Source organism: Serratia sp. P2ACOL2, assembly GCF_003691565.1.
GTDB classification, from domain to species: Bacteria; Pseudomonadota; Gammaproteobacteria; order Enterobacterales; family Enterobacteriaceae; genus Serratia; species Serratia liquefaciens.
In genome coordinates, this window is the sequence record NZ_CP033162.1 from 4,307,225 (window position 1) to 4,326,467 (window position 19,243).

Annotated in this window: 21 protein-coding genes; 9 read left to right on the forward strand and 12 right to left on the reverse strand. The window is 57.7% G+C overall.

Annotation, left to right across the window (positions count from 1 at the left end):
* Nucleotides 1-73 precede the first annotated feature (73 nt).
* Complete coding sequence (gene galR, locus EBA31_RS20815; protein WP_020828407.1) at nt 74-1,093, forward strand: HTH-type transcriptional regulator GalR; 1,020 nt, start codon at nt 74-76, stop codon at nt 1,091-1,093.
* Here the strand turns inward: galR and EBA31_RS20820 are convergent.
* Entirely contained in the window at nt 1,090-1,545 is a 456-nt protein-coding gene (locus EBA31_RS20820) for a GNAT family N-acetyltransferase (protein WP_122080102.1), read from the reverse strand. The genes galR and EBA31_RS20820 overlap by 4 nt on opposite strands.
* Nucleotides 1,546-1,696: 151 nt before the next feature.
* Here EBA31_RS20820 and EBA31_RS20825 point away from each other — a divergent pair, with 151 nt between their 5' ends.
* The 3 genes from EBA31_RS20825 to EBA31_RS20835 all read left to right on the forward strand — a co-directional run bounded on the left by EBA31_RS20825 (nt 1,697) and on the right by EBA31_RS20835 (nt 3,499).
* Complete coding sequence (locus tag EBA31_RS20825) at nt 1,697-2,707, forward strand: LacI family DNA-binding transcriptional regulator (RefSeq protein ID WP_116691841.1); 1,011 nt, start codon at nt 1,697-1,699, stop codon at nt 2,705-2,707.
* Nucleotides 2,708-2,846: 139 nt separating this feature from the next.
* Nucleotides 2,847-3,191 (forward strand): type II toxin-antitoxin system RelE/ParE family toxin, encoded by a 345-nt coding sequence (locus tag EBA31_RS20830; protein ID WP_122080103.1) that lies wholly within the window; start codon nt 2,847-2,849, stop codon nt 3,189-3,191.
* A gap of 5 nt (nt 3,192-3,196) precedes the next feature.
* Nucleotides 3,197-3,499 (forward strand): helix-turn-helix domain-containing protein, encoded by a 303-nt coding sequence (locus EBA31_RS20835; RefSeq protein WP_020828411.1) that lies wholly within the window; start codon nt 3,197-3,199, stop codon nt 3,497-3,499.
* 30 nt (nt 3,500-3,529) lie between these two features.
* On the opposite strand, the gene lysA is transcribed toward EBA31_RS20835, so the two are convergent.
* Complete coding sequence (lysA, locus tag EBA31_RS20840; RefSeq protein WP_122080104.1) at nt 3,530-4,792, reverse strand: diaminopimelate decarboxylase; 1,263 nt, start codon at nt 4,790-4,792, stop codon at nt 3,530-3,532.
* A gap of 126 nt (nt 4,793-4,918) precedes the next feature.
* Here lysA and EBA31_RS20845 point away from each other — a divergent pair, with 126 nt between their 5' ends.
* Nucleotides 4,919-5,842 (forward strand): LysR family transcriptional regulator, encoded by a 924-nt coding sequence (locus tag EBA31_RS20845; RefSeq protein WP_046372747.1) that lies wholly within the window; start codon nt 4,919-4,921, stop codon nt 5,840-5,842.
* Here the strand turns inward: EBA31_RS20845 and EBA31_RS20850 are convergent.
* Together EBA31_RS20850 and EBA31_RS20855 are read right to left on the reverse strand one after the other, a co-directional pair.
* The gene (locus tag EBA31_RS20850; RefSeq protein ID WP_122080105.1) at nt 5,832-6,986 is read right to left on the reverse strand and encodes an MFS transporter; all 1,155 of its coding nucleotides are present in this window, start codon (nt 6,984-6,986) and stop codon (nt 5,832-5,834) included. The genes EBA31_RS20845 and EBA31_RS20850 overlap by 11 nt on opposite strands.
* A 317-nt stretch (nt 6,987-7,303) precedes the next feature.
* Nucleotides 7,304-8,212 carry a LysR family transcriptional regulator gene (locus EBA31_RS20855; protein ID WP_020828415.1) on the reverse strand — a complete coding sequence of 303 codons (909 nt, stop codon included), beginning with the start codon at nt 8,210-8,212 and terminating at the stop codon, nt 7,304-7,306.
* 108 nt (nt 8,213-8,320) lie between these two features.
* Here EBA31_RS20855 and EBA31_RS20860 point away from each other — a divergent pair, with 108 nt between their 5' ends.
* A complete protein-coding gene (locus EBA31_RS20860) occupies nt 8,321-9,205 on the forward strand; it encodes an MBL fold metallo-hydrolase (RefSeq protein ID WP_122080106.1) in 885 nt (294 codons plus the stop codon).
* A gap of 77 nt (nt 9,206-9,282) precedes the next feature.
* Nucleotides 9,283-9,933, forward strand: coding sequence for a DsbA family protein (locus EBA31_RS20865; protein WP_116691837.1), 651 nt, complete (start codon nt 9,283-9,285; stop codon nt 9,931-9,933).
* Nucleotides 9,934-9,982: 49 nt separating this feature from the next.
* On the opposite strand, the gene EBA31_RS20870 is transcribed toward EBA31_RS20865, so the two are convergent.
* On the reverse strand, nt 9,983-10,690 hold the full coding sequence (locus EBA31_RS20870; protein ID WP_122080107.1) for a tetratricopeptide repeat protein: 708 nt from the start codon (nt 10,688-10,690) through the stop codon (nt 9,983-9,985).
* Between the two features lie 191 nt (nt 10,691-10,881).
* On the opposite strand from EBA31_RS20870, the gene EBA31_RS20875 reads away from it, so the two are divergent.
* Nucleotides 10,882-12,618, forward strand: a complete 1,737-nt coding sequence (locus EBA31_RS20875) for an ABC transporter ATP-binding protein/permease (protein WP_122080108.1) — start codon at nt 10,882-10,884, stop codon at nt 12,616-12,618.
* A gap of 39 nt (nt 12,619-12,657) precedes the next feature.
* Here EBA31_RS20875 and agaF read toward each other — a convergent pair whose 3' ends face one another.
* Genes agaF through agaR form a run of 6 tightly spaced genes read right to left on the reverse strand, consistent with a single transcriptional unit; the run spans nt 12,658 to nt 17,338 of the window.
* Nucleotides 12,658-13,092, reverse strand: a complete 435-nt coding sequence (gene agaF / locus EBA31_RS20880) for a PTS galactosamine/N-acetylgalactosamine transporter subunit IIA (protein WP_020828420.1) — start codon at nt 13,090-13,092, stop codon at nt 12,658-12,660.
* A gap of 10 nt (nt 13,093-13,102) precedes the next feature.
* Entirely contained in the window at nt 13,103-13,996 is an 894-nt protein-coding gene (locus EBA31_RS20885) for a PTS system mannose/fructose/sorbose family transporter subunit IID (RefSeq protein WP_046372743.1), read from the reverse strand.
* On the reverse strand, nt 13,986-14,765 hold the full coding sequence (agaW, locus tag EBA31_RS20890; RefSeq protein ID WP_020828422.1) for a PTS N-acetylgalactosamine transporter subunit IIC: 780 nt from the start codon (nt 14,763-14,765) through the stop codon (nt 13,986-13,988). Before agaW ends, EBA31_RS20885 begins: the two co-directional genes overlap by 11 nt.
* A 14-nt stretch (nt 14,766-14,779) precedes the next feature.
* On the reverse strand, nt 14,780-15,256 hold the full coding sequence (gene agaV, locus EBA31_RS20895; RefSeq protein ID WP_116691835.1) for a PTS N-acetylgalactosamine transporter subunit IIB: 477 nt from the start codon (nt 15,254-15,256) through the stop codon (nt 14,780-14,782).
* A gap of 1 nt (nt 15,257) precedes the next feature.
* Nucleotides 15,258-16,541, reverse strand: coding sequence for a D-tagatose-bisphosphate aldolase, class II, non-catalytic subunit (locus EBA31_RS20900; RefSeq protein ID WP_122080109.1), 1,284 nt, complete (start codon nt 16,539-16,541; stop codon nt 15,258-15,260).
* Between the two features lie 23 nt (nt 16,542-16,564).
* The gene (agaR, locus tag EBA31_RS20905; RefSeq protein ID WP_012146552.1) at nt 16,565-17,338 is read right to left on the reverse strand and encodes a transcriptional repressor AgaR; all 774 of its coding nucleotides are present in this window, start codon (nt 17,336-17,338) and stop codon (nt 16,565-16,567) included.
* A gap of 514 nt (nt 17,339-17,852) precedes the next feature.
* Here agaR and EBA31_RS20910 point away from each other — a divergent pair.
* The gene (locus tag EBA31_RS20910; protein ID WP_122080110.1) at nt 17,853-19,073 is read left to right on the forward strand and encodes an MFS transporter; all 1,221 of its coding nucleotides are present in this window, start codon (nt 17,853-17,855) and stop codon (nt 19,071-19,073) included.
* On the opposite strand, the gene EBA31_RS26970 is transcribed toward EBA31_RS20910, so the two are convergent.
* Entirely contained in the window at nt 19,063-19,236 is a 174-nt protein-coding gene (locus EBA31_RS26970) for a hypothetical protein (protein WP_187961860.1), read from the reverse strand. The genes EBA31_RS20910 and EBA31_RS26970 overlap by 11 nt on opposite strands.
* Nucleotides 19,237-19,243: the final 7 nt, after the last annotated feature.

Consider the following 19,243-nt stretch of genomic DNA (forward strand, 5'->3'; position numbering starts at 1 on the left):
CCAGCGCTTGCAGCCCCGGGCTTTTTCCGCAAGACTGAGGGATGTAAGCGATTACCCAGGATGTATGACAGATATGGCTACCATAAAGGATGTTGCCAGGCTGGCGGGTGTTTCCGTGGCCACGGTATCCCGCGTAATAAACAATTCTCCCAAGGCTAGCGAAGGCTCACGCACCGCCGTGCTGGCCGCGATGGAACAACTGCAGTATCACCCAAACGCCAATGCCCGCGCGCTGGCGCAGCAATCGACCGAAACGCTCGGGCTGATCGTTTCCGACGTGTCCGATCCCTTCTTTGGTGCCATGGTCAAGGCCGTGGAACAGGTGGCCTACGCCACCCACAATTTCCTGCTGATTGGCAACGGTTACCACGAGGCAGAAAAAGAGCGTCAGGCGATTGAACAGCTGGTACGCCACCGTTGTGCCGCGCTGGTGGTACATGCCAAAAAGCTGACCGACCGTGAGTTAAGCGGGTGGATGCAGCAGATCCCGGGCATGGTGCTGATTAACCGCACGCTGCCGGGCTTTGAATCGCGCTGCGTGGCGCTCGACGATCGCTACGGTGCCTGGCTGGCGACCCGCCACCTGATCCAACAGGGGCACCAGCGTATTGCCATCATCTGCTCCACCCACCAAATTTCCGATGCGGCGGACCGTCTGCAGGGCTATCTCGATGCATTGCAGGAGCACGGCATTGCGGTAGATGAAAAACTGATTGCCTACGGCGAGCCAGACGAGATTGGCGGCGAACAGGCGATGACCGAGCTGCTCGGGCGCGGTAAAAACTTCACCGCGGTCACCTGCTACAACGACTCAATGGCCGCCGGTGCCCTTTCGGTACTGAGCGACAACAGCGTGGATGTGCCGGGGCAGATGTCGCTGATTGGTTTCGATGACGTGCTGATTTCACGCTACCTGCGGCCGCGTCTGACCACTATTCGCTATCCGGTGGTGGCCATGGCGACCCAGGCGGCCGAACTGGCGCTGGCACTGGCCAACAATCAGCCGCTGCCGGAGATCACCAACATGTTCAGCCCGACGCTGGTGCGCCGCCATTCGGTGGCCAGCATCAATAACGTTTACGAGCAGAACTAGATCAACTCCCGGTGATACAGCCGCACCGGGCGATCGGGGTAATCCAGCGCATCGCCGATGTAGCGCCAGCCATGGCGCTCATAATAGCCGCTAAAGTCACTGTAGAGATAAAGCTCACTGAAGCCGGTGCGTCGGGCGTAGTCTTGCACATGCTGCTGCAACCGCAGCCCCAGACCGCTGCCGCGCTGGCTTTCGTCGACATACAGCGCCGCCAGCCAGGGCGTCAGATCCTGCCGGCTGATCAAGTCGCAGCGCCATAAGCCGACGGTGCCAACCACTTTATCGTCCTGCAGGGCGATAAAAGTAATGGGCAAATCGGCTCCGCACAGCCCGCTATCCACCACGCTGGCGAAAAATGCCCGGCTGCTTTCGCTGCCAAACGCCTGCCACAGCCAATCAATCACCTGACCGCGATGCTGTGGATAATCCGCCAGAAGCTTAATCTCAGTCATCTCTTCTCTCTTTTCCCATTGTCTGGCATCAGTCTACGGACGTTGCGCCACAACACAATCCCGGCGGAAAAATCCCACGCAGCCAAGGGGTAAGCCTATGCTAGACTGAGCGATATTTACCACAGCGGATGTTGAAAGGGGTAAGCCACTGATGATCACCATGTTGGATGTTTCCATTCGCGCGGGGGTATCCAAAGCCACGGTTTCACGCGTGTTAAATGGCACCGGCCAGGTGAAAAAGAGCACCCGCGATGCGGTGTTCAAGGCCATGGACGATTTGGGTTACCGCCCGAACTTCCTCGCCCAATCGCTGGCAAACAAAAGCTCCAACAGCATTGGCCTGGTAGTGTCCAATTTCGACGGCCCCTACTTCGGACGCCTGCTTCGTCGCGCAGCCAAGCTGATCGAGGCCAGCGGCAAACATCTGATTGTGACCGACGGCCACGACACGCCGGAAGATGAACTGCAGGCGGTACAGCTGCTGGCGGATCGCCGCTGTGATGCCATCATCCTGTATACGCGTTTCATGTCAGAAACTGCGCTGATGAAGCTGCTGGACAGCCTGCCGGTGCCGATCATGGTGATCAATCGGGATCTGCCACAGGCGCGCGCACGCTGCGTGTTCTTCGAACAGCAAAAGGCGGCCTTCCATGCGGTGGATTATCTGATTAGGCAGGGGCATCGCGAGATCGCCTGCATTACCGGCCCCATCGCCACGCCAACAGCACAGGCGCGGCTGGCAGGTTATCAACAAGCGTTAGAGCAGCACCATATTGCCTTCAACGAAGCCCGCGTGGCCTACGGTGACAGCAGCGTGCAAAGCGGATATCAGGGCACCCGGCGTTTGCTGGCCGAGCATATCGATTTCAGCGCGCTGTTCGCCTGCAACGACGACATGGCGGTCGGCGCGATGAAGGCGCTGCTCGATGCGGGCAAACGCCTGCCGCAGGATGTCTCACTGTTCGGCTTTGACGACGAGCCCAGCGCCGCCTATTTGCAACCTGCACTATCTACCGTGTATCTGCCGATCGACGTGATGATCGAAGCCGCCATCAGCCAGGCTTTTCGCCTGATCAATGGGGAAGACACACAGCCACTCACCCCGTTCACCGGCGAACTGCGGCTGCGTGAATCGGTGCTTCCCGGGCCTTACGCCGATTGATTCCTCCGGGCGCTGTCGCAGATTGCGTACAGCGCCGTATTTCTTCAACGCCAATTTCCCTTCCCTGCCACCAATCCGCATATTGTCAAGACAATAACCTTTACACTATATAGCTCAAAGACTATATTTGGAGTTTGACATGTGGCAGATCGTGACCGTCGAACGATTCGACAGCTGGTTTTTATCATTAAACAGCGATCAACAAAAAAGCGTGCTGGTAGGAATATTCAAACTGCAGGAATTCGGCCCCTTGTTGGCGCGTCCTCATGCCGACACGCTGAATCACAAAAACCAAATACAGCATCTGAAAGAGTTACGTATTCAGCATCGCGGTCGGCCGTTTCGGATTTTCTTCGCCTTTGATCCGCAACGACAAGCGGTCCTGCTTTGCGGTGGCGATAAAACCGGTAATAAACGCTTCTATCAACAAATGTTGCCGATCGCCATCAGAGAGTTTTCACATTACTTGGCAACCCAGAGGTAACGTAAATGGCCAAACCCTTATCAGATCTGATCGACAGACTCGATCCCACCGTAGTTGAAGCTGCGCAACAGAAAGCGGACAAAGAAATTTTTGAACTGCGGCTGGCAATGCTTCGGGAAGAACTGGCGGTGTCTCAGGTGGAACTGGCCAAGCGGCTTGGTATCAGCCAACCTTCGGTCGCCAACCTGGAAAAACGCGGCAGCGAAATTAAACTCTCTTCACTCAAACGCTATATCGAAGCCATGGGGGGAACGCTGTCGCTGGAAGTTCAGCTCCCGAACGGCCAGCATCGACGGATGACGCTGTAAAATGGGCGCAGCAAACTGCGCCCAAAAGCATCAGATCATTTCCAGCGCAATCAGCTCTTCGATGGTCTGGCGACGACGGATCAGGCGCGGTTCACCGTTCTCAAACAGCACTTCCGGCAGCAGCGGGCGGCTATTGTAGTTTGAAGACATAGACGCGCCATAAGCACCGGTGTCATGGAACACCAGATAATCGCCAACCTGCACCGGCGGCAGCTCGCGGGTTTCAATACCGCCACCGGCCTGCTGAGTAAAGACGTCTCCGGATTCACACAGCGGTCCGGCAATCACGGTTTCACGCAGTGGCTGGTGTGCGGTATCGCGACCGTCGGCCGGCAGCAGGGATATGTGGTGATAGCTGCCGTACATTGCCGGACGCATCAAATCATTAAAACCGGCATCCACCAGCACAAAGTGCCGGCTGCCCATGTCTTTCACTGCGCGCACCTCGGCGACCAGCACACCGGCTTCCGCCATCAGGAAACGACCCGGTTCGATCTCCAGCTTCACCGGATGACCCAAATGTGCGGCAATACGCTCGCGGGCGCTGTTCCACAGGCCAAAATAGTGTTCGGTATCGATCGCCTCTTCGCCGTACTGATAGGGGATCGACAGCCCGCCTCCGGCAGAAATCGCACTGATGTCCTGGCCGAGGTCGATCACCTGTTGCACCATGGCGTCACACACGCGCTCCAGATGCTGGTAGTCCACCCCCGACCCTATATGCATATGCACGCCAATCAGCTTCAGACCGTATTGCTGAATTTTTTCCACCGCCTGCGGTAAGTCGGCATACCAAATACCGTGCTTGCTGTTCTCACCGCCGGTGTTGGTTTTCTGGCTATGGCCGTGACCGAAACCTGGATTGATGCGCAGCCACACCGGATGCCCGGCAGAGATCTGCCCCAGCTGTTCCAGCATGTCGATCGAACCGACGTTGACCGGGATTTTCAATTCGCTGACGCGAGCCAGAGTCGCGTGATCGAGCACATCGGCGGTAAACACGATTTCGCTTGGTTCGCCACCCGGCTGAAAACCGGCCTGCAACGCACGCTCAATCTCGCCTAACGACACCGAGTCCACCTTGACGCCCTGCTCACGCATCAGGCGCAAAATATGAATATTCGAGCAGGCCTTCTGGGCAAAACGGATCACGTCAAAATGCCGCAATTGGCTGATGCGCTCGCTGATAATCGCTGCGTCATAGGCCCACACAGGGCAACCAAAGCGCTGAGGCAGCGCCAATAGGTTAGCGGCGTTAAGAGCGGTAGAAGTGTCGTGCAAAGCGCGTGGCATAGTGATGTTCCCGGTTCGAAAATGGTATGCCGTCAATATTGCCGCACTCTTTCTCGGGTGGAAAATATCTATTTAGCCAGAGTCTATTCATTTATGATATGGCTTTGCTCATGATGGAATCAGCCGATGCACGCGATAACCCTGCGCCAGATTGAAATCTTCTATGCGGTGATGACGACCGGCAATCTGACCGAAGCCGCCGCGCTGCTGCAAACCTCGCAGCCCACCGTCAGCCGCGAGTTGGCGCGCTTCGAGAAACTGATCCAACTGCAGTTGTTCGAACGGGTGCGCGGGCGATTATCCCCCACGGTACAGGGCCTGAGGCTGTTGGAAGAGGTGCAACGTTCCTATTACGGTCTGGATCGCATCGTCAATGCCGCCGCCGGTATCCGACAATTTCAGCAGGCGCAGCTTTCGATTGCCTGCCTGCCGGTATTTTCACAATCGCTGCTGCCGGCGGTGTGCAAACCCTTTATCGATCGCTATCCGGAGGTCAGCTTCAGCGTGATACCGCAGGAATCACCGTTGCTGGAAGAGTGGTTATCGGCGCAGCGCCACGATTTGGGCCTGACGGAAAATACCCTGACTCCGGCGGGCACCGAGCGAATGACCTTGATGACGCTGAACGAAGTGTGTGTCTTGCCGGCCGGGCATCCGCTGCTGGCGAAAAAGCGGCTGACGCCGCAGGATTTTGCCGGACAAAACTTTATTAGTCTGTCGAACACCGACAGCTATCGCCAACTGCTGGATTCGCTGTTCAGTGAGGAAGGGGTTAACCGCCGGCTGGTGATGGAAACCCACAGCGCAGCGTCGGTCTGCGCCATGGTCAAAGCCGGCGTGGGGGTATCGATAGTCAATCCGCTAACGGCGTTGGACTACGCCAACAACGGTGTGCATATACGGCCATTCAGCGTTGACGTGCCCTTTACCGTTAGCCTGATCCGGCCGCTGCACCGCCCGTCGTCGGCGCTGGTCACGGCCTTTACTCAACATTTGCAGCAACAGGCACAAACGCTGCCCGCCCGTCTGGCCGCCGTGATTACGCGCTAGCCGGGCGCTTGGCGCGGCTGAACGTCACCAGACACAGTACCAGACCCAGCAACGCGATCCCCGCAGCGGCCAGCGGTACGCTGGTCAAGCCCAACCCCTGCGCTATCACGACACCGCCGACCCAGGCACCAATCGCATTACCGACGTTGAACGCGGCGATGTTCAGCGTGGACACCAGATTGGGAGCCTTTTTACCGTAGGTCACCACGTTGATTTGCAGCGCCGGTACGGCGGCGAACGCCGCAGCGGCCCACAGGAACAGGGTAATTTCAGCCGGTACCATCGAATGGCTGGTCCAACTGAACAATGCCGCAAAGCAGGCGATCACCAGGAACGTACAGGTCAGCGTCAACGGCAAGCGCCAGTCCGCCAAACGCCCACCCAGGATGTTGCCCAGCGTCAGACCAACCCCCATCAGCAACAGCGTCCAACTGACGCCATGGGAAGAAACACCCGTCACCTCGGTCAGTAACGGGGCAATATAAGTAAACAGCGCGAACATCGATGCGGCAAAGGCCACGGTCATCAGCAATGACAGCCAAATACCGCCGCCGCGCAACGCCGCCAGCTCTTTTTTCAGATCCGTCGGGGCCTCGTCCTGCACGCTGGGCAGCTTGCTGTACAGCGCCAACAAAGAGAGCACGCCAATGACCGCCACCGCCCAGAACGTCGAACGCCAACCCAGCGCCTGACCCAGAGCGGTACCCAGCGGCACGCCGAGCACGTTTGCCAGCGTCAGGCCGGTGAACATCAATGCCACGGCTGAAGCCCGGCGGTTTGGCGGCACCAGATTGGCCGCAACCACCGCGCCAATACCGAAGAAGGCACCGTGGCACAAAGCGGTGATAATGCGCGCCAGCATCAGGAAGTCATAGCTGTACCCCAGGGCGCACATAATATTGCCGAAGATGAAAATCACCATCAGCAGCAACAGCGTTTTTTTACGCGGCAGCTTCGCGGTCAGCAAGGCCATGATGGGTGCACCGATAGCCACGCCAAGAGCATAGCCGCTGATCAGCCAGCCGGCAGAAGGAATGGAGACCTGCAGATCTCCCGCCACTTCAGGCAGCAACCCCATGATCACAAACTCGGTGGTGCCAATAGCGAATGCACTTAATGCCAGTGCGAGCAGAGAAACAGGCATGCGGAAAGCTCCCAGTCAACAAAGCCCCGGTGTCAGGCACTCGGGGCCGGTAAAAACACATAAAATTGACGGGCAGCCCGGCAGGCTGCCCGCGAAAAAGGGTCAGAGAGGGTGTTCAAAGAGCGGGCTTAACTGCTTAACCCTATAATTATTAAGTCTTATTCACGCTTTTCACGTTACAGAAATAGCACGCAATCCCGCGTAAAAACCAGTGGCAAAACGGCCGCTGCGCACAAAAAGCCATGCCTGGCTCGCTAACTGGTTGAATGCGCTGATGATGAAAAATGTGTAAAAATGTTACCCGTGTGTTAACGCTATCAGCGCAGCGTCGCCTGCCAATCCGGATCGTGGGCAAACCACTCCACCAAAAAGTCCAACATGGTGCGTAATGTCGCCGGCATTTGGCGGCGTGAGGTATAGATACCGTAAATCCCCATCGACTGGGGCCGATAATCCGGCATCAGCTCAATCAGTTCGCCACTGGCCAGTAAAGGGGCTGCAGAATAGTAAGGCTGCATGGAAATACCCGCGCCTTGTACCGTGCCCGCCATCAACACCACCGATTCGTTGGCGCTCAGGTTGCCGCTGACCGCGACCGCCGATTTCACACCCTGAAGGTCAAAATGCCACAGGCTCTTACCGAAGTAGGAATAAGTCAGGCAGTTATGTAGCGCCAAATCCTGCGGATGACGCGGCGTGCCGTGTGCCGCCAGATAGGCCGGGGAAGCGCAGACCACGGAAGCACAGGAGGATAATGGCCGGGCGATGAGATTGGGATCCAATTCGTTAGTGATGCGTAACGCCAGATCGATACGCTCCTCCACCAGATTCACCGTGCGATTGTTCATTTGCAGATCCACTGCAACCTGAGGATGGCGTTTCAGGTATTGCGCCACCGCGCCCACCAGCGCCGTCTGGCCCAGCGATTGTGAACAGGTAATGCGTAACAGGCCACGCAGTTCATCACTCTGCTCCCCTTCGACCAAATCGATTTCGCCCGCCAGCGCCAGCATCTGTCGACAGCGTTCCAGCGTGCGCTCACCGGCGTCAGTCAGACTAAGCTTACGAGTAGTGCGATGCAGTAAACGCGCGCCGGCCCATTGCTCCATTTGTGCCAGATAACGCGTCACCATCGCCCGCGACATTTCCAACGTTTCCGCGGCGGCAATCATGCTGCCACGGTCGACGATGGTGATAAAAACCTCAGCAGCGGTAATGCGATCCATGATTCGTCCGATTTACGCAATGAATAGTTGCTCATTATCCGGTTTTTCTATCGCTTTATGCAACCTAACATCTATACAACATTAATCGCATCCCAAGGACCTCTACCCATGTTTAAGAAATCATTGTTGACCCTGGCCTTTGCCGGCATCGCCACAGTAAGCACCTTCGCTACCGCCGCCAACACCCTGACGATGGAAGTGTATAACCCAGGTGAGAAAAGCGTGTTCCCGGTGTCTTCCGAAATCATCAGCGGCAAACACGAAGTCGCACTGATCGACGCCCAGTTCCAGCGTAACGACGCGGAAGCCCTGGTGAAAAAGATCAAGGCGACCGGCAAGAAGCTGACCACCGTATACATCAGCCATTCAGATCCTGATTTCTATTTTGGTCTGGACGTCATTAAAGCCGCGTTCCCTGAGGCTAAAATCATCGCGTCACCGGGTACCATCGAAGAAATCAATGCCACCAAAGACGGCAAAGTGGCGTACTGGGGCCCAATCTTGAAGGACAACGCGCCGAAAGCGGTGGTGGTGCCTCAGGCGTTGCAGGGTGACAGCTTCACCGTAGACGGCCAGAAAGTGGAAGTGAAAGGCCTGACCGGCCCGACGCCGGAACGCACCTACGTGTGGATCCCAGCGCTGAAAACGGTCGTGGGCGGTGTGCCGGTAGCCGGCGACAATATCCATCCGTGGATTGCCGATAACCAAACCGTTGAATCCCGTGCGCACTGGCAGCAAACGCTGGAAGGCATCAAAGCGTTGAAACCGGAAGTCGTGGTCCCTGGCCATTTCCTGCCGGGCGCAGACCTGACGCTGAAGTCCGTCACCTTTACCCAGAACTACCTGACCACGCTGGAAGCTGAACTGCCAAAAGCCAAAGATTCTGCAGCACTGGTGGCGGCAATGAAAAAGCATTACCCGGATCTGAAAGACGAATCCAGCCTGGAACTGAGCGCCAAAGTGCTGAAAGGCGAAATGAAGTGGCCGCAATAAGCACGCCGAAACACCCAGGCCAAGGCGTTACTGCTACCCGGCCGCCGCAAAGGCGGCGGGTATAACGAGGAAAAGACATGACCGGTACGACTCTGCACTACATTTTCGATCCGCTGTGTGGCTGGTGCTATGGCGCAGCCCCGCTGGTGAAAGCGGCCAAAACCATTCCAGGGCTAACCATCGCCCTGCACGCCGGCGGTATGATGACCGGCAACAACCGCCGCCAAATCACGGATGAATGGCGCAATTATGTGATCCCGCATGACAAGCGCATTGCGGAGTTAACCGGCCAACCCTTTGGCGAAGCTTATTTCAATGGATTGTTGCGTGATACCACGGCAGTGATGGACTCGGAGCCGCCGATTACCGCCATACTGGCAGCGCAAGCGCTGGCGGGACGCGGGCTGGATATGCTGCACCGCATTCAGGAAGCGCATTACCAGGAAGGTCGCCGTATCGCCGACACGCCGGTGCTGGAAGCGCTGGCAAAAGAGCTGGGCTTGCCCTCTGCTCCGTTTATCGCCGAAATGCGGTTTAACGCCGGTGCGCCAACCGCGCAGCACATCGCGCAAAGCCGCGCATTGCTTGCCAAGGTTCAGGGCCAGGGGTTCCCAACTTTCGCTCTGCAAGACAGCGAAGGCCAGCTGCGCCAGATCCCGGCGGGCAACTATCTGGGCAACGTTGAGGCCTGGAAAGAGTTATTGAGCGGCGCCGCTACCTGGGCCTAATACCTGTTACGGCTGCCGGGTGTTCAAAGTATTGGATGCCCGGAGCTGATTATTCAACCCGTACAAAGTGTCCTTCCGCACGCACGTTAAAACCGAACCCGCAATCCCCCTCGGTGTGCATGTCCAGACCATCGCTACCGAACTGCATCGCCACATCGCACGCCATCACATCTTCCGGTTCCCGCTGACGGTATACTGCTTTGCCGTGCTCTATCGGCAACGTCTGAGTGAACTCCCCCATATTCGGCCCGTAATACAAGCCCATCTGCGGCATGTAATAGCCAGAGTAAACGATCAGCCAGCGGCCATCTTGCGGCTTGACCTCAACCTCGCTCCAGACGCCACGCCCGGCATATTGCCAATACACTCCGCCCGGCCCGATCGACGGCGTTCGTTTCGCCAGCCGCTCCTGCAACAGCTTGAGATTATGTTGGGACTTGCTGTCCTGCGGTGCCAATTCTAAATAGGCACGCGCCTTAAGCAGCTTGCCGGCGTGTATCAGCGCCAGCGCTACGTTGTTATAAGCAGTGGCCGTTGCCTGGCTATCCAAACCGCAGAACTCACTCCAGGCGGCCTGATCGCGGAAAATATCTGCGGCGCGTGGGTAATCGCCACGCTGATAAGCGTTTTTGCCCAACTCGGCATAGCTTGCGACCTTGTGACAATCGGCATCAATATCCGGCTCGTCAATCTGCGCCATCGCCTGGTCGCAGGCAAGCGCACCATAGGCCAACAGCAGGGGAACCCACGCCTTCATCACTTATCCTTTCCGCAGTAAACGAGCCAAATTTCGGCGCCAGTATAACCGCCAACCGCCACCGCATCACCCCTGACGATTCAGCCGCGATATTTCAAACGGTTAGCGGCGTTAAAACTGCTTACAGTCAACGTTTGTTTGTTACCTGTCCCCGGCCCATGCTGAAAAAAAGATTAAACCTGCGAGGGTCCATGAACGCTATCCCCACACCCAAACACGCCGTCTGGCAACTGATTAAACCCTTCTGGGTCTCGGAGGAGAAACTGCGGGCCTGGGCGATGCTGATCGCCATCATCGCCTTGTCACTGGGGTTGGTGTACATCAGCGTGCTGATCAACCAGTGGAACCAGGTGTTTTACGACGCGCTGCAAAATAAAAATTACCCGGTATTCAAGGCGCAGCTGTGGCGCTTTACCTATCTGGCGCTGATTTTCATCGTATTGGCGGTGTTTAAAATTTACCTGACACAGGGCCTGCAGATGCACTGGCGGCGCTGGATGACCGAAAAATTCATGGGTAAATGGCTGGCGCATCAGGCGTATTACCATACCGAACAGCAGCAAATCGTCGATAACCCGGACCAGCGTATCGCCGAGGATCTCAACGTGCTGACCCAATACACGCTGTCGCTTTCGTTGGGGTTACTGTCCAGCCTGGTGACGCTGTTTTCTTTTATCACCATCCTGTGGCATGTCAGTGGCCCTATTACCTTTGTCATCAGCCAGCACGCTATTACCCTACCCGGCTATATGGTGTGGTTCGCTCTGCTGTACGCCGGACTGGGATCACTGCTGATTTGGTGGGTCGGCAAACCCTTGGTACAACTGGGTTTTAATCAGGAGCGCTATGAAGCGAACTTTCGTTTTGGGCTGATCCGCATCCGCGAAAATAATGATGCCATCGCGCTGTATCACGGCGAGCCGCATGAAGCACAGCAGTTGGGCGGGCGCTTTGAAGCCATCCGTGCCAACTGGTGGTCGATCATGCGCATCACCCGGCGGCTCAATATTGCCTCCAATTTCTACAGCCAATTCGCCATTGTCTTTCCGCTACTGGTGGCAGCCCCACGCTATTTTTCCGGCGCCATCCAAATGGGCGGAATGATGCAGATAGCCTCCGCTTTTGGGCAAGTACAGGGCGCTCTGTCCTGGTTTATCGATGCCTTTACCGATCTGGCCACCTGGAAAGCCTGCGTTAACCGTCTGGCCGGTTTTAACGCCGCCGTGGATCAGGTACACCATCAACAGCGCGGCATACAATTGCAGCCGGAGAATGAACAGCCGATGGTCCTTGACCGCCTCAGCCTGCAATTGCCGGACGGTCAACGGTTAATGGAGCCGACCTCAATGACGCTCAAACGTGGCGATCGGGTGCTGATCGTTGGCCCCTCCGGCTGCGGTAAATCAACCCTGTTGCGCGCCATTGCCGGTATCTGGCCGTATGGTTCCGGTGCGATTGGGCTCGACGCCGCCAGCAGTACGTTATTCCTGCCGCAACGCAGTTATATTCCGATCGGTACGCTGCGAGAGGCGCTGAGCTATCCGCATCTTGCCGCCGAGTACAGCGATGAACAGCTGCTGAAAGCCCTGGATAACTGCCGCCTTAAACACCTTCAGCGCTGGCTGGATACCAGCGCCAACTGGAGCCAACGCCTGTCTCCAGGTGAACAGCAGAGATTAGCCTTCACCCGTGCGATTCTGACCCGCCCGGACATTTTGTTCCTCGACGAAGCCACCAGCGCGCTGGACGACGAAACCGAGCAACTGATGTACTGCCTGTTGGTGGATGAATTGCCGGATGTGACGCTGGTTAGCGTGGCGCACCGCAACAGCGTGGCGAAGTATCATCAGAGCTGCTGGCGCTTTAGCCGCGCGGAAGAAAGCCAACCGGCACGCATGGCACTCAGCCCATTGCCGGTTGCCGGCTAAGTGCTCGGGCGCAGCCTGTACGGTTGCGCCCGGCTTTACTCAGATGCCATCGGCCTGAACGTCCTCGCATTTCACCCGACGCCTTTCGTGCCACAGGCTGGTCAGCCCACGTTTGCCGCACGCCAACGCCACTTCGCGAAACTCATCCAGGCTTAGCCCATCGCGTTCCAGCATCATTTCCGCTGCCAGCTGCATATTTACCCCGGTCAGCACTTCGCAATCACCGCGCTCGTCCGCCAGTTCGCTGGCGCAGCGGAACGGCGATCCGCCGAGCATATCGGTGAGAAATACCACGCCGTCCGCCTGCGCCACTTCGGTTAGCGCCGCATTAAGGGCGCCCCTTAACTGAGCGGTGCTCATCTGCTCCGGGAAATTGACCGCGACGCAATTTTGCTGCGGCCCCACCACCTGTTCTACTGCCTGCAGCAGGCCACTGGCAAAGCTGCCGTGGCCGGTAATCACAATGCCTGGCATCGCCCTTTCCTCACAATAAACCGATAAATTTGCCCACGACGCCAATCACCACCGTCACGCCAATCAGCTTCACCGGCGAGAACCCTCGTTTCATCAGGAAGAAAATCAGCAGCGTAAAGCACAGCGGCAACAGATTGGGCATCAGTTTGTCCAGCACGTCGGTCTGCAACGCCACACTGGCCTTGCCGGCATGCATCACCAACGGGGTGGAAAGATGGACATAGGAAGCCACCAGCGCGCCGATCACCGTCATGCCGACAATCGAGGCGGCGTGTGATATTCGTCGGGTATGGGTTTTCAGCAGCGCCAAGGCGCTGGTGCCGGCCTGATAGCCATAATGCGCCAGCCCGAACCGCAAGCCGAAGTGAAAAACGTTAAACAGCAGCAGGAAGACGATCGGCCCGAACAGGCTGCCTTCCAGCGCCAACGAGGCGCCGATCCCGGCGCAGATCGGCAGCAGCGTCAGCCAGAACAGCGCATCGCCAATGCCGCCCAGCGGCCCCATCAGCGCCACTTTTACCGCACGAATGGTAGAAATCTTCTCCTTGTTCTGTTCCATCGCCAGCACCAGCCCGGACAGGAAGGTGACGTCGAACGGGTGCACGTTGATAAACTCCATGTGCATCTTCATCGAATTGGCCAGATCCTGCGGATTGCGATGGATCTTGCGTAATCCTGGAATTAACTGATAAAGCCAGCCACCGGCCTGCATACGTTCGTAGTTGAACGACGCCTGCAGCAGTAAGGAACGCCATGCCATGCGGTTGATATCGCCACGGGTCAGCGCCTCTGCCGGCTCGCTGTCGACATAATCGTCCTGGTCTACCTGACTGGTCGCCAGGGCCTGCGCCATACGCTGTTCCGCTTTTTGCGCCAGCAGATCGTCGGAATCATTAAATGCCATCTTCAGCATCCTCCTGTTGTACGGACGGTTTGGGCGTGTCCGCCCCGGATCGTTGGCTGTTAAAGAAATCGATCAGTGCGATCGCCAGTGCCCCCAGCGCCACCGCCAGGATCGGCAGTTTCAGGAAGGTGACGGAAATAAAGCCGAGGATGAAATAAGCCACGTAGGTTTTTTTCATCATCACTTTCATCAACAGCGAGAAACCGATCGCCGGCATCATGCCACCCGCCACCGCCAGGCCGTCCAGCAGCCAGGTCGGTGCTTTTTGCACCATGGCGCTGGCCGCATCGGCACCGAAATAAATCGGCAAAAAAGCCACGACAAAATAGAACGCGAACAGGATGCTTATGCCGAGATAATTCACCCGTTCGATACCGCGCCAGTTCAGCTCTTTCACCATCCGATCGCAGCGGTGCATCATCGGTGAAAACAGGGTAAACAGCAGCGTAATACAGCCCTGCACCGCGATAGAAAACGGCACGGCCACGCCGATCGCCACCTTGGGATCGGCCTTGGTCAGGATGGCAAACGCCGTGCCGATCACCCCGCCAATCACCACGTTTGGCGGCTGGGCGCCCGCCAGCGGCACCATGCCCATCCATACCAATTCCAGCGTACCGCCCACCAGCAGACCTGTGTACACATCCCCCAAAATCAGGCCGACCAGCGGCCCCAGCACCACCGGGCGATGAAAGTGGGTCAGGCCGTCAAACAGATCGACCCCCGCCAGCCCGGCCAACAGTGCAATCAATAACGCATCAGTTAACATGATTTCCCCCGAACTCAGAACAGCAGCTTGCCGACCGCCTCACCCGCTTCATCCGGCACCCGGCGTACCTCGCATTCAACGCCAAGCGCCGCCAGTTCGCGAAAAGCGGCGACGTCGCGCTCATCCAGCGAGACCGTTTTATGCACCTGCCGCTTCCCCTCGGCAAAATGCATGTTGCCGACGTTCACGAAGCGGATCGGCACCCCGCCCTGCACCAGCCGCAAAACATCCTGCGGCGTTTTGCACACCAAAAAGATTTTCTGGCGATCCGCCGCCTTGTGGATCACGTCGATGGTTTTCTGCAGCGTGAAGTAGCGCGTCTGCACCCCTTCCGCCACCACCATATCCATCAGGTTCTGCTGCACAGGATCGGCTGCCGCTTCATCGTTGGCCACCACCACCAGATTGGCGCCCAAGGTGTTGGTCCAGGTGACGCCGACCTGGCCGTGCACCAGTCGGTTATCGATACGAGTCATCAAGATATTCGGCATTTCAACGCACCTCCGGATAACAGGCGGCATGGTAGTCGTCGAGCACCTGCGTCACCTTATGCATTACCCAATCCTGCGGGTCGTTGCTCAGTTCACCGGCATTCAGCGCGCGCGCCTGGTCTGGCAGATACTGGCTCAACAGCGCTAACGGCACCGGATGGCGGCGCAAGTTGTCGATCAGGCTATCTACCGCCTGCTGCACCTGTGGTTGCGGCCAGTAATAACGTACCCGGTCACTCAGGCTGTAGTGGCGGTCGAGATACTGCTGATGAGGGTTGCCATGGTAGTAACGGCTCCACTGCTGTGGCTGTTCGCGCATGACCTGCTCCAGCGTGGCGCACAGCTGCGCCGATTGGTGCTCGCCAAGCCATTCACGTTCAATGTGATCCAGTGCGAACAGCGCTTCGCGCAGTGCGAAAGTCAGTGCCGGGCCGACTTTCAGGATGGCAAAATGATCGCCCACCAGCTGTCGATAGGCCTGCGGCGGTTGGTAATCCGTCGAGTGCGCCTCGTACACCATGCCCGGCTGCCGTTCGATAAAGCGGCTCAGCTCATGAGCCCGTTGCGGTTGATAGTGCTCCACGCTGTGATGATCAAACTCAACGCCCGGCTGCACCACCAGCGCAATGGTTCGCGTCCAGGCATCGACCAGCTCCGCCTGTTGCCAGGCCAGGCGATGGATTTCAAGCGTTTGCTGCACCGCCCGTGGCGTGGTGACCTGCATACCTTCCAAAGCCTCCTGTGCGCCGCCCGGCACCGGCACTTCGGTCCCGATCACATACACCGGCGGCTCACCGCCGCTTTGCTGCCAGGCGCGTTCAGCAATGGCGCACAAACGTGCCGCACGGGCAGCGACGGTTTCATCATTTAGAGGGAAAGGATCGCCAGCGCAGGACATGGAACAATCGAGGTGGATTTTGCGAAAACCGGCGCGAACATAATCGTCGATCAGCGTTTCCGCCAACTGCATTGCTTCTTCTGCCGGCCGATCCTGCCAGGCATTGGGGCCGAGATGATCGCCTCCCAGCCACAAACGATCGCGTGCCAACCCTTCCTCGTCCGCCAATCGCCACAGGGCGTCGCGGAACTGTTCCGCCGTCTGGCCGGTGTAGCCGCCAAACTGATTGACCTGATTCGAGGTGGCCTCGACCAGTACCGGCGTACCGCGCGTTTTGGCCTGCCGCAGGGCCGCTTTCAGCACCCAGGGGTGAGCGGAACAAACGGAAAAGATCCCGACCGGTTTACCGGCCTTGTGCTGCTCAACAAGCTGTAACAACTGCTGCATGAATCCCCCATGCAGGCGCCGTACTACCGATCGGCGATGACTACCTCCACGCCCAACTCGGTTAACGCCCGCTCGTAATCGTCCGGAAGAAGGCTGTCGGTAATCAGCCGATGAATTTGTCCGGCTTCGCGAATCATGCAAAAGCTCTTGCGACCAAACTTGCTGGCATCCGCCACGGCGATAATCTCGCGCGCCACCTCGCACATCACGCGGTTGAGGTGTGCCTCTCCAGGGTGAGGCGTGGTGATACCGGCAACCAGATCGAAACCGTCGACGCCCAAAAACAGTTTGTCGAAGCGGTACTGGCGCAATTGCTGCTCGGCAGCCGGACCGTAGAGCGAGTAAGAATTACGGCGCACGCTGCCGCCCAACACCATCACCTCCACCCCATCATTACCGGAAAGCTCATAGGCAATGTTCAGCGCATTGGTCATCACCACCAGATCGCGTCGTCCTTTCAGGAACGGCACTATCTGGGTGGTGGTGGAACCGGAATCGAGGATCAGCGCATCGCCATCACGCACATAGCTTGCCGCTACGCTTGCGATCTGCGACTTCACATCGCGGTTCAACCGTCCTTTGTCATGCAGTGGACGATCGAAGGCAAATTGCTGATTGAGCATTGCGCCGCCATAGGCCCGTAGCGCACACCCTTTTCGTTCCAGAAAGCGCAGATCGTTGCGGATCGTCACCGTGGATACTGCAAACTGTTTGCTGAGCTGCTCCACACGAACGCTGCCGTGTTCGCATAACAGATCGATAATGTGTTCACGGCGCTTTGCGGTATTCACTGGCATGAGCTGCGGTCCTCAGGTTTCCGGCCAGGCCGGGGAGAAGATGGCTTTCGCTCTACTGCGCAGGCATTACAGCAAAGCGAAAGCAATGAAATTGTGATCGCGGTTACAGCGCTGTTTTAGCAGAAAAAGTGGCTAAAAACCTTTCGAATCGAAATGAAGTGAAAATTAATGGCCGCAGCGAAAGGCAAAATGAAATGTCAGGGCGAGCGCGGTAGCCGGGGTGAGAAGCCTGCCGCAATGCGCAGAACGAAAGCGTCCGCGCAACGGCCAGGTTGGCCGACTTTTAGTTCGCTGGGTGATCGGGATCACATAATCGTAATTATGCGTATTCTGCGTGCCGCTTGCGGCAGGGGAAAGGCTTGCGCACTGCTGAATCGGCCCCTTGTCAGGCCACGGGTTCTTCCCTACACTTGCGCGCAGATAGCGGTTCCCTGCCGCTACGTAAGCGTTAACGTCAATCAACGCATCATGCCGTGCAGAATTGATTGACTGCATGCCCTGGTGTGAGGAACTGATGCCACAACCCGCTGTAACCCCAACGCCTGCTGCGACAAAACGCAGCCGTTTACGTCACCCCTTGTTACTGGTTGCCGGCATTATGCTGGTCGCTGCCAACTTGCGTGCCGCGCTGACCAGCGTGGGGCCGCTGCTGGAACAGATCCAGCAGCAGTTGATGCTTTCCGCCACTTCGGCCGGCCTGCTTAATTCACTGCCGCTGATCCTGTTTGCCGTGCTGTCGCCGGTCACGCCCGGTCTGGCGAAGCGCATCGGCATTGAGCGTACGCTTGGCATGGCGTTGCTGCTGCTGGTAATTGGTATTGTGCTGCGTTCAATGCCGCAAACCGGCATGTTGTGGTTGGGCAGTATTTTGATCGGCGCCGCCATCGCGTTTGCCAACGTGGTGTTGCCCACGCTGGTAAAGCGTGACTTTCCAGGGCGCGCCGCCGCCATGATTGCTGCCTATGCAGCGGTGATGTCGCTGGTGGCAGCCACAGCCTCCGGCCTGGCGGTACCGCTGGCGACATTGCACGATCGAGGCTGGCGTTTTTCCCTGCTGTGCTGGAGCCTGCCGGCGCTGTTGGCGCTGATTGTCTGGCTGCCGCAACTGCGTCGCTCTTCAGCCCCGACGGCCGGTAACGCAACACCAGCTCAACCCGCCCCGTCACGTTCCCCCTGGGGCAGTGCTCTTGGTTGGCAGGTGGCGCTGTTTATGGGCCTGCAATCCATCACCTTCTACACCATTATCGGTTGGTTCAGCACCTTCGCCGCCAGCCACGGCACGTCGCCGCAACAGGCCGGTTTTGAGCTGTTTATCTATCAGGTGGTGGCGATCGTCGCCAACTTTGTCATGGTGTTTATTCTGCCGCGCGCCCGCGATCAGCGCGCCATCGCGCTATGCAGTTCTCTGCTGATTTTTATCGGCGTCGCCGGTCTGCTGCTGCTGCCGGGTTACTCTTTGGTGTGGTTGATTTTTGCCGGACTGGGGGCGGGGAGTTCTTTGGTGCTGGCGCTGTCCTTCTTTGGCCTGCGCAGCAGCCATCATCATCAGGCCACGCAGCTGTCGGGCATGGCGCAATCGGTCGGCTATCTGTTGGCGGCGCTGGGACCCACGCTGTTCGGTTTGTTACACGATCTGACTCAGGGTTGGCGATTGCCACTGATGGTTCTGCTGTGCCTGACACTGTTGCAAATGCTGTTTGGCATGTTGGCCGGGCGCAATCAGGTTATTCGTTAACCTCAGGTGGAGTGGGGTGTTCCGGCCCGGATTCCCCGGCGTCGTCCTGCCAGAGGTCGTTGATAAAATCCCGTTGCTCGCTCGTCAACTGCCATGACGGGGGAATTTTGGCCGGACTTTCATCCCGGTCGCCCCCTGTGCGCTTTACGCGTTTTTTTTCCATCACCCTA

Bases quoted from the DNA above. Each gene is read 5' to 3' on its own strand.
- galR (WP_020828407.1), top strand. From the start codon at position 74: ATGGCTACCATAAAGGATGTTGCCAGGCTGGCGGGTGTTTCCGTGGCC.
- EBA31_RS20820 (WP_122080102.1), bottom strand. From the start codon at position 1,545: ATGACTGAGATTAAGCTTCTGGCGGATTATCCACAGCATCGCGGTCAG.
- EBA31_RS20825 (WP_116691841.1), top strand. From the start codon at position 1,697: ATGATCACCATGTTGGATGTTTCCATTCGCGCGGGGGTATCCAAAGCC.
- EBA31_RS20830 (WP_122080103.1), top strand. From the start codon at position 2,847: ATGTGGCAGATCGTGACCGTCGAACGATTCGACAGCTGGTTTTTATCA.
- EBA31_RS20835 (WP_020828411.1), top strand. From the start codon at position 3,197: ATGGCCAAACCCTTATCAGATCTGATCGACAGACTCGATCCCACCGTA.
- lysA (WP_122080104.1), bottom strand. From the start codon at position 4,792: ATGCCACGCGCTTTGCACGACACTTCTACCGCTCTTAACGCCGCTAAC.
- EBA31_RS20845 (WP_046372747.1), top strand. From the start codon at position 4,919: ATGCACGCGATAACCCTGCGCCAGATTGAAATCTTCTATGCGGTGATG.
- EBA31_RS20850 (WP_122080105.1), bottom strand. From the start codon at position 6,986: ATGCCTGTTTCTCTGCTCGCACTGGCATTAAGTGCATTCGCTATTGGC.
- EBA31_RS20855 (WP_020828415.1), bottom strand. From the start codon at position 8,212: ATGGATCGCATTACCGCTGCTGAGGTTTTTATCACCATCGTCGACCGT.
- EBA31_RS20860 (WP_122080106.1), top strand. From the start codon at position 8,321: ATGTTTAAGAAATCATTGTTGACCCTGGCCTTTGCCGGCATCGCCACA.
- EBA31_RS20865 (WP_116691837.1), top strand. From the start codon at position 9,283: ATGACCGGTACGACTCTGCACTACATTTTCGATCCGCTGTGTGGCTGG.
- EBA31_RS20870 (WP_122080107.1), bottom strand. From the start codon at position 10,690: ATGAAGGCGTGGGTTCCCCTGCTGTTGGCCTATGGTGCGCTTGCCTGC.
- EBA31_RS20875 (WP_122080108.1), top strand. From the start codon at position 10,882: ATGAACGCTATCCCCACACCCAAACACGCCGTCTGGCAACTGATTAAA.
- agaF (WP_020828420.1), bottom strand. From the start codon at position 13,092: ATGCCAGGCATTGTGATTACCGGCCACGGCAGCTTTGCCAGTGGCCTG.
- EBA31_RS20885 (WP_046372743.1), bottom strand. From the start codon at position 13,996: ATGGCATTTAATGATTCCGACGATCTGCTGGCGCAAAAAGCGGAACAG.
- agaW (WP_020828422.1), bottom strand. From the start codon at position 14,765: ATGTTAACTGATGCGTTATTGATTGCACTGTTGGCCGGGCTGGCGGGG.
- agaV (WP_116691835.1), bottom strand. From the start codon at position 15,256: ATGCCGAATATCTTGATGACTCGTATCGATAACCGACTGGTGCACGGC.
- EBA31_RS20900 (WP_122080109.1), bottom strand. From the start codon at position 16,541: ATGCAGCAGTTGTTACAGCTTGTTGAGCAGCACAAGGCCGGTAAACCG.
- agaR (WP_012146552.1), bottom strand. From the start codon at position 17,338: ATGCCAGTGAATACCGCAAAGCGCCGTGAACACATTATCGATCTGTTA.
- EBA31_RS20910 (WP_122080110.1), top strand. From the start codon at position 17,853: ATGCCACAACCCGCTGTAACCCCAACGCCTGCTGCGACAAAACGCAGC.
- EBA31_RS26970 (WP_187961860.1), bottom strand. From the start codon at position 19,236: ATGGAAAAAAAACGCGTAAAGCGCACAGGGGGCGACCGGGATGAAAGT.